The 11763-nt window shown below is 68.0% G+C and carries 12 protein-coding genes; 10 read left to right on the top strand and 2 right to left on the bottom strand.

Annotation, left to right across the window (positions count from 1 at the left end; all coding sequences use genetic code 11):
* Positions 1–20: 20 nt before the first annotated feature.
* Entirely contained in the window at positions 21–593 is a 573-nt protein-coding gene (rsmD, locus tag ACOZBP_RS03710) for a 16S rRNA (guanine(966)-N(2))-methyltransferase RsmD (protein WP_422675098.1), read from the top strand.
* A gap of 18 nt (positions 594–611) precedes the next feature.
* Entirely contained in the window at positions 612–1631 is a 1020-nt protein-coding gene (locus ACOZBP_RS03705; protein ID WP_422675097.1) for a Kelch repeat-containing protein, read from the top strand.
* Here the strand turns inward: ACOZBP_RS03705 and ACOZBP_RS03700 are convergent.
* A complete protein-coding gene (locus ACOZBP_RS03700) occupies positions 1621–2091 on the bottom strand; it encodes a low molecular weight protein-tyrosine-phosphatase (protein WP_422675096.1) in 471 nt (156 codons plus the stop codon). The two genes, ACOZBP_RS03705 and ACOZBP_RS03700, sit on opposite strands and share 11 nt — an antisense overlap.
* A 171-nt stretch (positions 2092–2262) precedes the next feature.
* Entirely contained in the window at positions 2263–4176 is a 1914-nt protein-coding gene (gene mutL / locus ACOZBP_RS03695) for a DNA mismatch repair endonuclease MutL (RefSeq protein WP_422675095.1), read from the bottom strand.
* A 180-nt stretch (positions 4177–4356) separates the two neighbouring features.
* On the opposite strand from mutL, the gene ACOZBP_RS03690 reads away from it, so the two are divergent.
* From ACOZBP_RS03690 to yajC, 8 genes are all read left to right on the top strand, one after another.
* The gene (locus ACOZBP_RS03690; protein ID WP_422675094.1) at positions 4357–5064 is read left to right on the top strand and encodes a YceI family protein; all 708 of its coding nucleotides are present in this window, start codon (positions 4357–4359) and stop codon (positions 5062–5064) included.
* A gap of 157 nt (positions 5065–5221) precedes the next feature.
* On the top strand, positions 5222–6511 hold the full coding sequence (locus ACOZBP_RS03685) for a YceI family protein (RefSeq protein ID WP_422675093.1): 1290 nt from the start codon (positions 5222–5224) through the stop codon (positions 6509–6511).
* Positions 6512–6738: 227 nt separating this feature from the next.
* Positions 6739–8196 (top strand): serine--tRNA ligase, encoded by a 1458-nt coding sequence (gene serS, locus ACOZBP_RS03680; protein ID WP_422675092.1) that lies wholly within the window; start codon positions 6739–6741, stop codon positions 8194–8196.
* Entirely contained in the window at positions 8196–8984 is a 789-nt protein-coding gene (gene surE / locus ACOZBP_RS03675) for a 5'/3'-nucleotidase SurE (protein WP_422675091.1), read from the top strand. Before serS ends, surE begins: the two co-directional genes overlap by 1 nt.
* Positions 8981–9625, top strand: a complete 645-nt coding sequence (locus ACOZBP_RS03670) for a protein-L-isoaspartate(D-aspartate) O-methyltransferase (RefSeq protein ID WP_178827828.1) — start codon at positions 8981–8983, stop codon at positions 9623–9625. The genes surE and ACOZBP_RS03670 overlap by 4 nt, the downstream gene beginning before the upstream one ends.
* A gap of 80 nt (positions 9626–9705) precedes the next feature.
* Positions 9706–10035 (top strand): GIY-YIG nuclease family protein, encoded by a 330-nt coding sequence (locus ACOZBP_RS03665; protein ID WP_422675090.1) that lies wholly within the window; start codon positions 9706–9708, stop codon positions 10033–10035.
* 150 nt (positions 10036–10185) lie between these two features.
* A complete protein-coding gene (locus ACOZBP_RS03660; RefSeq protein ID WP_422675089.1) occupies positions 10186–11262 on the top strand; it encodes a peptidoglycan DD-metalloendopeptidase family protein in 1077 nt (358 codons plus the stop codon).
* A 148-nt stretch (positions 11263–11410) separates the two neighbouring features.
* A complete protein-coding gene (gene yajC / locus ACOZBP_RS03655) occupies positions 11411–11725 on the top strand; it encodes a preprotein translocase subunit YajC (RefSeq protein ID WP_422675088.1) in 315 nt (104 codons plus the stop codon).
* Positions 11726–11763: the final 38 nt, after the last annotated feature.

The raw sequence follows: 11763 nt of genomic DNA, 5'->3' as shown, positions 1-11763 counted from the left end.
GTCTGGATGGGGAACTGACCATGCGGATCGTTGCGGGCAGCCTGAAGGGGCGCGCCATTCTCGCGCCTGAGGGCCAGAACACGCGCCCGACCTCGGATCGGGCGCGTCAGGCCATCTTCAACGTTCTGGAACACGCGTCCTGGGCCGAGGGCCTGCGCGAGGCGCGGGTCATGGACATCTACGCCGGATCGGGCGCCTTGGGCTTTGAAGCGCTGTCGCGCGGGGCGGCCTTCGCCCTGTTCGTCGAGATCGACGACGGCGCGCGCGGCGTGATCCGCGAGAACATGGACGCCTATGGCCTGTTCGGCCGGGCGCGCGTGCATCGCCGCAGCGCCATCGATCTGGGCGAGCGTCCCGGCTCGGTAGGCGAGGCCTTTGACCTGGCCTTTCTTGACCCGCCCTACGCCAAGGGGCTGGGGGAACAGACGTTGCAGCGGCTGCTGGACGGTCAGTGGCTGAAGCCCGGCGCCGTGGTGGTGTTCGAGCGCGGCTCGGACGAACCCGACATCGACACGCCGGGCTATGAGCGTCTCGACACGCGAGACTATGGCGCGGCGCGGGTGCTGTTTCTCAGAGTCGCTCCGGCCGCCTGATACGGCTAGGCTGGCCTCATGAGCCAGATGGATCGCCGCGCCTTTCTCGCCACGACCGCCGCAGCGGCGGTTGTTCCTTCCGTTAGCCGGGCCGAGGCGGGTTGGACGTCTCGATCCTCCATGCCGTGGGTGACGCAGGAGATCTATTGCGCAGCTCACGACGGCGCCATCACGGTCGCGGGCGGGTTGGTGCGTTCGGCCACGGGCGGGCTGCACATCAACGACCGGACAGCGACCTATGACGTAGCGGCGGACACGTGGAGCGAAGGGCCGCGCCTGCCGCAGCCGCGCCACCACCCGATGCTGGCTGCAGCCGCCGGGCGCGTCTGGGCCTTGGGCGGCTATGACCGTCGCGACAGCGGCGAATGGACCGCCATGACGGACGTCTGGGCTATCGACCGAGGCGTCTGGGCGCTGGTCGGCCAGATGCCGGAGCGGTTGTGCGAGACGGTAGGTCTGTCGCTGGGCGACCGGGTGCATCTGGTCACGGGTCGCTCGCCCAAGGGCGCGGCGAACGGCCAGTGGAACGATCAGGGCGATGTGGCGACCCATCTGGTCTTCGACGCCGCCGCCAATCACTGGGACAAGGCGCGACCGGCGCCGATGGCTCGCAACAGCGCGGCCGGGGCCGTGCTGGACGGCAAGCTGTTCGTGGCCGGAGGGCGCACGGTCGAGGGCGGCGGGACGGGGCGACTGGACCGCTATGATCCGGCCGGAGACCTCTGGGACACGTTGGCGCCCATTCCGGCATCGCCAGCCACGGGGCGGCAGGTGGGCGGGGGTCTGGCCATGGCCGAGGCGGACGGCAAGCTGGTCGCCTTTGGCGGCGAATGGTTCGAGGGTCGCGGGGGCGGCGTCTTCGCCGAGACCTGGATCTATGACCCGGCGCGCGATGTCTGGTCGGCAGGGGCGGCGATGAGGGCCCCGCGTCACGGATTGGCGGCGGCCAGCGTGAGCGGAACGGTTTACGCCATCGGCGGCGGCGAGGTGGCGTCAGGCGGCAAGGCCAGCGGAATCGTCGAGGCGCTCAGTCTCTAAAGCGACGAAGCGTGGCCGCGAGGCCCTGTGCGCCGGCCGTCACGTCGGCCCAGGTGAAGTCGAAGCCGTCGTCGTCGCCGAAATAGGGATCGGCGACGGGCTGGCCTTCGCGGCCCTCGACGTGATCCAGCAGCAGGCTGAGCTCGGCCGTCGCGTCCACAGGCGCGAGGCGGCGCAGGTTGGCGAGATTGTCCTCGTCCAGGGCGACGATATGGGTGAAGCGGCGGAAGTCGGCGGGGTTCACCTGGCGCCCGCGCAGGACGGAGATGTCGACGCCGTTCTTTCGCGCCACGGCCTGGGCGCGTGGGTCGGGCGGAGAGCCGACGTGCCAATCGCCGGTGCCGGCGGAATCGACGAGAACGTCCAGCTTCACGCGACGGGCCTCTTCGCGGAAGGCCGCCTCGGCCAGCGGCGAGCGACAGATGTTGCCGAGGCAGACGAAGAGGACGGAGGGTGTCATGAGGTCAGGGTAACTGAACAGCGAGGACTGTGAATGCCCCTTTGCTCCGCTCATCCCGGCGGACGCCGGGATCCAGTTCTTTGGCCAAGTCTGCGGCGGGGAGATTGAAAGCCCTTTGGCGCCATTCCTCACTGGATCCCGGCGTCCGCCGGGATGAGCGGGAAGGGGGGATCACCTACGCCCGAACAGCTTTTCGAGGTCGTTGAGCTTCAGCTCCACGTAGGTGGGGCGGCCGTGGTTGCACTGGCCGGAGTGGGGCGTGGCCTCCATCTGGCGCAGCAGGGCGTTCATCTCGGGGGCGCTGAGGACGCGGCCGGCGCGGACGCTGCCGTGGCAGGCCATGGTGCCGCAGACCTCGGCCATGCGCTCTTTCAGCGACAGAGCCGCGCCGTGTTCGGACAGGTCGTCGGCGATGTCGCGGATCAGGCCCTGAACATCGGTGTCGCCCAGAAGCGCGGGGGTTTCGCGCACCAGAACCGCGCCGACGCCGAAGGCTTCGACGATCAGGCCCATCTCGGCCAGTTCCTCGGCCTTGGCGGCGACACGCTCGGCCTCGGCGGAGTCCAGTTCGACCACCTCGGGCGTCAGCAGGGCCTGACGGGTTACGGCGCCGGTCGCCATCTGCGCCTTCATCCGCTCATAGACGAGGCGTTCGTGGGCCGCGTGCTGATCCACCACGACCAGACCGTCGCGCGTCTGGGCGACGATATAGGTGCCGTGCAGCTGGGCGCGGGCGGCGCCGAGCGGATAGTCGATCAGGTCCGGCGGCGTCTGGGCGCCAGGCGCGATCTGGCCCGCATGTTCGGCCTGGATCTCGCCCAGGGTGCGGAAGCTGGGGGCGGAGGCTTCGCCGCTCCAGGTGTGCTCGACGCGGGCCGAGCGTTCGTTCAGGCCAGGCAGGTTCTGAGCGGCGGCAGCCGGTTGCGACCAGCCCTGCCAGCCGCTCCAGCCGGGCGCGGCGGCGCCGAACGACTGGGCCGAGGGGGAGGTGGGGCTGTAGAGGGCCTCGCCGGTATGCGGGCGGAACCCTGACAGGGCGTCGGCGGCGACCGTGGTCGAGGCGCGGTGGCCCGCCGCGTGCAGGGCGTGACGCAGGGCGCCGACGATCAGGCCGCGCACCAGGGCCGGATCGCGGAAGCGGACCTCGGCCTTGGCGGGATGGACGTTCACGTCGACGTAGAGGGGGTCGATGTCGAGGAACAGCGCCGCCGCCGGGTGCCGGTCACGAGGCTGGAAGTCGGCGTAGGCGCCGCGCAGGGCGCCTTGCAGCAGGCGGTCGCGCACCGGGCGGCCGTTGACGAACAGGAACTGGTGCGCCGCATTGCCGCGCGAATAGGTGGGCAGGCCCGCATAGCCGGACAGGCGCACGCCGTCGCGTTCCTGATCGATCAGCAGGGCGTTGGCTTCGAAGTCGCGACCCAGCAGGGCGCCGAGGCGTTTCAGGCGGCCTTCGAAGCCCGGATGCTCGGCGGGCAGGCGCAGGGTGACCTTGCCGTCCAGCGACAGGGTGAAGGCGACGGCTTCGTGGGCCATGGCCTGACGCTTGATCTCCTCCGAGATGGCCATGGCCTCGGATCGTTCGGACTTCATGAACTTGAGGCGGGCGGGGGTGGCGTAGAAGAGGTCGCGGACCTCGACGCGAGCGCCGTGCGGGCCGGGGAAGCCGGCGGGGGCCGTCGGGCGCTGATCGCCGCCGTCCACAGTCACGGCCCAGGCGTCGGCCTCGTCGCGGGCGCGGGTCGTGATGGTCAGGCGGGCCACCGAGCCGATGGAGGGCAGGGCCTCGCCGCGAAAGCCGAGGGTATGGATGCGCAGCAGGTCCACGTCGCCCGCGTCGTCGGGCTCCAGCTTGGACGTGGCGTGGCGTTCGACCGCCAGCGGCAGCTCGTCTTTCGGGATGCCCTTGCCGTCGTCGGCGATCAGGATGCGGGTCAGGCCGCCGCCGTCCGCCTGGATCTCGACGCGTGAAGCCCCCGCGTCCAGCGCGTTTTCGACCAATTCCTTGATGGCGCTGGCGGGGCGTTCGACCACCTCGCCGGCGGCGATGCGGTTGACGGTTTCGGGGGGGAGGCGGCGAATGGGCATGTGAGTCGCAAGATAGGCGGGCGGCGCACGCGGCGCACCTCAATCCGCATTTTTGCACGAACAGGGCTTGAAGGACCGCAATAGCAACTTATACTGTTGCAGTCCGAGCGGCACGCCGACGGACAGACGAACCGTATCTGGGCCTCGTGTCCAGTCCTGAACATCAACGAGGTCCTTTCCATGAAGATGCAGCACATCCTGGCGGTTTCCGCCTTCGCCCTGCTGGCCGCCTGCGGTCAGCCCGCCGACAAGTCCGCCGCCCCCGCCGTTGACGCTGCCTCGACCGCTCCGGTCGCGCTGAAGGCCCCGGCCGGCGTCTATGTGATGGACCCGACCCACGCCTCGCTGCAGTGGTCGATCCCGCACAACACCGTCTCGAACTACACGGCGCGCTTCAACAAATTCGACGCCAAGATCACGCTGGACCCGGCCAACCTGGCCAACAGCGCCGTCGAGGTCAGCATCGACCCGACCTCGGTCGACGCCAACTATCCCGGCGACTACACCGGCACCCACGCGGGCTCGGGCTTCAAGAGCTGGAGCGAGGACATCGCCAAGAACAAGAACTTCCTGAACGCCGGCGCCTTCCCGCAGATCACCTTCAAGTCGACCCAGGTCGAGCTGACCGGCCCGCGCACGGCCAAGGTGACGGGCGACCTGACCTTCCTGGGCGTGACCAAGCCGGTGACGCTGGACGCGACCTTCGGCGGCGAGATCGAGAAGCACCCCTTCATGCAGGTCCCGACCCTCGGCTTCGCGGCTGAAGGCAAGTTCAAGCGCTCGGACTTCGGCATGCCGGTCGGTCCGGTGGGCGATGAGGCCACCATCCGCTTTGACGGCGAGTTCTTGCAGCAGGTGGCTCCGGCCGCCGCGGCCCCGGCCGCCTGATAGCTGACCCTATGCCGTCATCCCGGACAGCCGACAGGCTGATCCGGGACCCAGGCGTCGGATATAGACTGGAGGCTACGGCGTCTGGTTCTGCCGCCTGGGTCCCGGATCGCTCCTGCGGAGCGTCCGGGATGACGGATGTTTTTGCGAGTCCGTGATGTCCCCCAGCCGTTACACCCCCGTCGCCATCGCCCTGCACTGGGCCATCGCGCTCGCCATCTTCGCCATGATCCCGATGGGCTGGTGGATGAGCGAGGCGATCAATGAGCCGGGCAGCCAGGCGCTGGCCTATCGCGTGTTCCAGATCCACAAGTCGGTGGGGTTTCTGATTCTGGCGCTGACGGCCTTGCGTCTGGTCTGGCGGCTGACGCACCGGACGCCGGGGATGCCGGCCGAGATGAAGACCTGGGAGACGTTCGCGGCACGGGCGACCCACGCGGCCTTCTATGGCCTGATGCTGGCCCTGCCTTTGACGGGGTGGCTCTATGTCTCGACCGGCTGGGCCGTGGCGACGGATCAGCCGCTGGCCGTGGCGACCAGCTGGTTCGGCCTGTTCACCGTGCCGCACCTGCCCTTTATCGGCGAGGCGGCGGCGGGCGTTCGTCGCGCTGTGGCTTACCAAGCCATGGGGGCGCACAGCCTGATGGCCTGGGGCGCGGTGGTGCTGATCGCCCTGCACGTCGGGGCGGCGCTGAAGCACCAGTTCATCAATCGCGACGAGGTTCTGGCCCACATGATCCCGCTGTTGAAGCATTGCGAGGGGCGGACCGCGCCGGAGCCCAAGCCGCTGCTGCGTCGGGCCGAGCGTCTGGCCGGGCTGGGTTTCATCGCCGCTCTGGCCTTGGCGGGCGGCATTGCGGCCAAGCCTGCGCCTCTGGAAAATGGGGCAGGGGCCGAGGCCCCTGTCGCGGCGGCGTCCGCTCAGACCGAGGCGGCGGTGACGCCGGGCACGGCGGCGGCCTGGACCATCGACAAGGCGGCCTCGAGCATCGCGTTCACGGGAACACACGCGGGCAAGGCCTTCAAGGGGCGGTTCGAGCAGTGGGAGGGTCAGGTCTGGTTCGACCGGGCCGATCTGGCGGGCTCCAAGGCCGTGGTTCTGGTCCAGACCGGCACAGCCAGGACCGGCGACGCGACACAGGAGGGCTCGCTGTCCGGCGCGGAATGGTTCGACCCGACCGCCTATCCGACCGCACGGTTCGAGACGACTTCGTTCAAGGCCCTCGGCGGCGACCGCTATGAGGCGACCGGGACGCTGCGGATCAAGGCGACGACCGTGCCGGTGGTCCTGCCCTTCACCTTTGACGAGGTAGGCGGCGTGGCGACGGTGGCCGGCAAGCTGGAGCTGGACCGCACAGCGCTGGACCTCGGCATGATGTCTGACGCGGGCGGCGACTGGGTGTCCAAGGCGATCGGGGTGGAGATCAGGGTGAAGGCGAAGCGCTGACGCCAGCCGTCATCCCGGAAGCGGCGCAGCCGCTATCCGGGACCCAGAGGTCAAAGACATATGGGGCCTGTGTCGCATTTGAAATCCGCCGCCTGGGTCCCGGATCGCCTCTGCGAGGCGTCCGGGATGACGGCATCAGAGGGGCGAGAGGCGCTTAGGGGTTTGCCCGACTCCGCTCGGGGCGTTACAGCCTTCGGCTTCTTCCTGACCGTCCGAAGATTGACGCCATGCACGACATCAGAGCCATCCGCGACAACCCCGAAGCCTATATCGCGGGCTGGAAGTCGCGCGGCGTGGATGCGTCCGACAAGATTGTCGCCGATATTTTGCAGCTCGATAGAGACCTGCGCGCCGCCCAGACCAGGGGGCAAGAAGCCTTGGCCAAGCGCAACGCCGCCTCCAAGGCCATCGGCGCCGCCATGGCCAAGAAGGACATGGCCGAGGCCGACCGGCTGAAGGCCGAGGTCGAGGCGCTGAAGGCCGAGATCGCCGAGGCGGGCGAGGCCGAAGCCGCCAAGGGCGCCGAACTGCGCGACCTGCTGGCGGGGCTGAAGAATCTGGCCGCCGCTGACGTGCCGGATGGCGAAGACGAGAACGACAACGTCGAGGTCCTGAAGTGGGGCGAGCCGCGCACGACGGGCCCGGCCAAGGATCACGCCGACCTGGGCGAGGCCATGGGCCTGCTGGACTTCGAAGCCGCCGCCAAGATGTCCGGCTCGCGCTTCGCCGTGCTGAAGGGCCAACTGGCGCGTCTGGAACGCGCCATAGGCCAGTTCATGCTGGACCTGCAGACCGACAAGCACGGCTATCTGGAAGTCGCACCGCCGCTTCTCGTCAAGGATGAGGCGATGTTCGGCACCGGGCAGTTACCGAAGTTTGAGGAAGACCTATTTAAAGCAGTCGACCTAGATTGGTCTAAGGTGATGGGTCAAATCGATGCGGAGGATTGGTTTGATAATCTCGATACCGGAGCGAACATATTTCGCGATCTGAACGCTGTTGAAGCCGCAAAAGCGCTGATCGAGCGTGTTGCTAAATTTGATAGGGCTAACCGGTTCTTCGAGCGCCGCTGGCTGATCCCCACCGCCGAAGTCTCCCTGACCAACCTCGTGCGCGAGCAGATCCTGGCCGAGGATGAGGTGGCGGAGCCCATGCGGATGACGGCGCTGACGCCCTGTTTCCGGGCCGAGGCCGGGTCGGCGGGGCGCGATACGCGCGGCCTGATCCGTCAGCATCAGTTCTCGAAGGTCGAGATGGTCTCCATCTGCCGGCCCGAGGACTCCGAGGCCGAGCACGAACGCATGACCGGCTGCGCCGAAGCGGTGTTGCAGGCGCTGGAGCTGCCCTATCGCAAGGTGCTGCTGTGCAAGGGCGACATGGGCTTCTCGGCGCAGAAGACCTATGACCTTGAAGTCTGGCTGCCTTCGCAGAACACCTATCGCGAGATCAGCTCCTGCTCGAACTGCGGCGACTTCCAGGCCCGGCGCATGGACGCCCGGTTCAAGCGCGCGGGCGAGAAGAAAACCGAGTTCCTGCACACCCTGAACGGCTCGGGCCTGGCGGTCGGCCGCACCCTTGTCGCGGTGATGGAGAACTATCAGCAGGAGGACGGCGCCATCGCCGTGCCGAACGCGCTGCTGCCCTATATGGGCGGCCTGACCACGGTGGGTTCGGTTTCCAAGTAATGCGTATACTCCTCACCAATGACGACGGCATCGAGGCGGAAGGCCTTGAATGTCTTGAGAAGATCGCGTGCACCCTGTCGGACGACGTCTGGGTCGTCGCGCCCCAGACCGAGCAGTCGGCCAAGGGGCGGGGGATCACCCTGACCGAGCCGCTGCGGGTCAACCAGTTGGGCGACAAGCGCTTCGCCGTGACCGGCACGCCGACCGACTGCGTCATCCTGGCGGTCAACGACCTGATGCCGGAGAAGCCCGATCTGTTGCTGTCGGGCGTCAACCGCGGCCACAACGTCGGCGAGGACGTCAGCTATTCCGGCACGGTGGCCGGCGCCTTGCAGGGCATGGCCTTCGGCATCCGCTCCATCGCGCTGTCGCAGTCGCTGGAGCGCTTCCACGACGACGTGGTGGCGCACTGGGAGACGGCCGAAGCCTTCGCCCCCGGCATCATCGCCCGGCTGCTGGAGCAGAAGTGGGAGGACGGCGTGGTCATGAACGTCAACTTCCCCAAGCTGCCGCCGGAACTGGTCAAGGCGGTCGAGGTGACGAAGCAGGGCTTCCGCGACATCGGCGAGATGCACGCCATCCGACGCACCGACCTGCGCGGTCGCGACTACTACTGGATGGCCTTCCGCGGCGCGCCGCAGGAACACGCCGAGGGCACCGACCTGCGGGCCATGGACGAGGGTCGAATCTCGGTCACGCCGCTGCATATCGACCTGACGCACATGCGCAGCGTCAACGACCTGAAGAAGGTTCTGGGCGGCGCCCCGCCGAAAGGACCCGCCGGATGAGCCTGTCGGACGACCGCGCGGGCCGGTTGATCCTGTCGCTGCGGCGGCAGGGGGTGACCGACGCGCGGGTGCTGAAGGCGATGGAATCCATCGACCGCTCGCTGTTCGTCCATGAGAAGTTTCTGGATCAGGCCTGGGAAGACCAGGCCCTGCCGATCGACTGCGCCCAGACGATCAGCCAGCCCTATATCGTCGGCCTGATGACCCAGGCGCTGGAGGTCGGCCCGCGCCACCGCGTCCTCGAGATCGGCACCGGCAGCGGCTATCAATGCGCGGTCCTCAGCCGACTGGCGCGGTTCGTCTATTCGGTGGAGCGCTACAAGAGCCTGCTGACCGAGGCCGAGGCCAAGCTGAAGCTGCTGGGCGTCGACAACGTCTTCACCCGCCACGGCGACGGCGGGCAGGGCTGGATGGAACAGGCGCCCTTTGACCGCATCATGGTGACGGCGGCGTCGCCGCACGAACCGACCGAACTGCTGAAGCAACTGAAGCCCGGCGGCGTTCTGGTCGCGCCGGTGGGGCGCGGATCGGTGCAGATGCTGAACCGCTATACGGGGCAAGAAGACGGCAGCTTCCGCCGCGAAAGCCTTTGCGAAGTGCGCTTCGTGCCCCTGGTCGAGGGGCTGGCCAAGGAGGGGTAGGGACGGCCCTCTCCCCTAATCGTCATCCCGGAAAGCCCGCAGGGCTTATCCGGGACCGCCAGAAGCGCTACCGTGCGCTCATGCGCGAAGACAAGCTCTTCACCGTTTATATCGTGACCAACACGACGCGCGGCGTGCTTTACGTCGGCGTAACGTCGGACCTGCTAGGTCGCGTCCAGCAACATCGGGATCGGACCTATTCGGGCTTCAGTAGCCAATGGGGTCTGCGACGGCTGGTCTGGTATCAGGTCTTTGACGATGCCGAATCCGCGATCAACTTTGAAAAGCGGCTGAAACGCTGGCGACGAGACTGGAAGTTTGGCCTGGTTGAGCGGATGAATCCCGAATGGCAGGATCTGTGGGAGGCGGCGTTCAAGTCTGAGGGTGGTGCTCTGGGCGGTCCCGGATAAACGCGGCGCGTTTTCCGGGATGACGGCGAGGCGAGATCGGCCCCGGTTAACCTTTCCGCCCCACTTTGGCGCTGTTTGGCGGGTTGGCTTGGCGGCGCTTACGGGGCACACCGTGAGCGAATGCAATTCAAGGTTAAGAAGGAGGGGCGCATGGGCGGCTTCACGAGCTGGATCAGGGCGGCGGTCGTTGTCGGCGGGGCGCTGACGGTCACCGCGTGTTCGACCTATCCGAGCGAGCCGCGCTATTCGACACGTCCGACCGGAATCACCGCCACTCAGCCAGCCTATCCCCAAGGGCCGGCGCAGGCGCAGAATCCCTATTACGGTCAGCCGACGCCTCAGCCTCAGCCTCAGCCCCAACCGGCGCGGCCGTACGACGAGCAGGGCGTGCGAGCGCCGACCGGAGCAGTCGAGGGCGGCGGTCTGCCGCCCGCCGGCGGCCCGGCCTATCCTTCTACGGGGGCTCCCGTGACGGTGACCCCGTCGCAGCCGAGCAGCGGTTCGGTCATGCCAGGCGCCGCCTATGTGATCCAGCCGGGCGATACGATCTCGGGCGTGGGGCGTCGCTTCCAGACCCCGGTCCAGACGCTGATCGACCTGAATAACCTGGGACCCCGCGGCGCCATCAGCCAAGGCCAGCGGATTGTTCTGCCTGACAGCGCCGTGGACACGGGCTCTGATCCCTATGCGACCGGTCCGTCGCCGGTCGGGGTGCGGACGCCTAACAATGGCGTGATCCCGCCGCCCCCGCCTCCGCCCAGCGGCAATGCGGCTTTGCCGCCGCCGACTCGCTCGCCGGCCGTCACCGCAGCACCCGCCGGGGCGGCCGTGGGCCAAGCCCTGGCCCTGCAATGGCCGGTACGGGGCGATATCCTGCGTCGTTTTGGCCCGGTCGGCATGGGCGAGCGGAACAATGGCGTCAATATCGGCGCGGCCGCCGGGACCGAGGTCAAGGCGGCGGCCGACGGGCGCGTGGCCTATGTCGGCGATGATCTGGTGGGGCAGGGGCTGACGGTCCTCATCGTCCACCGCGACGGCTGGCGCACGGTCTACGGCCATCTGGGTTCGGCCACGGTGCGTGACGGCGCCGAGGTCCGCGCCGGCCAGGCCATAGGCACGGTCGGTCTGACGGCCGGGGATGGCCGCCCCTCGATCCACTTCGAGACGCGCCAGATGCGCGGCGACGATCCGGTCGCGGTAGACCCTCTCAGCGTCCTGCCGCGCTGACCTGCGGCCGTCCGGCGTGTCCGGGCGGCATCGCCTGTGAGCAAGAGACGTCAGGCCGCGTTGCAAATCGGCACGGCGCGCCCTAGGTTCCGCGCCTCAATTTAATGGGGCCCCCGTTTTCGAGGTCGGCCCGGTTCGGGGAGTTTCCATGCCTACTGGTTCCGAAGGCGGCCTGATGGCCATCGTGGTGCAGATCGCGCCGATCGTCGCGATCTTCATCCTGTTCTACTTCCTGATGATCCGTCCGCAGCAAAAGCGGATGAAGGCGCATCAGGCCCTGATTTCCAGCGTCAAGCGCGGCGACGAAGTCGTCCTGTCGAACGGCATGGTCGGCAAGGTGACCCGCGTGGAAGACGCCGAGGCCATGGTCGAGATTTCGCAGGGCGTGAACGTCCGCGTGGTCAAGTCGATGATCGCCGAAGTGCGCAACCGCACCGCCATCGCCGCCAACGACAAGGGCTGAGCGGCTCGCGCCGCTGAAGCCCGCCCGAAAAGAGCTCT

It is taken from the genome of Brevundimonas sp. NPDC058933 (assembly GCF_049315965.1).
Taxonomy (GTDB): domain Bacteria; phylum Pseudomonadota; class Alphaproteobacteria; order Caulobacterales; family Caulobacteraceae; genus Brevundimonas.
Note: the sequence above shows the minus strand (reverse complement) of the source record. Positions and strands in the feature narration are given on the sequence as shown.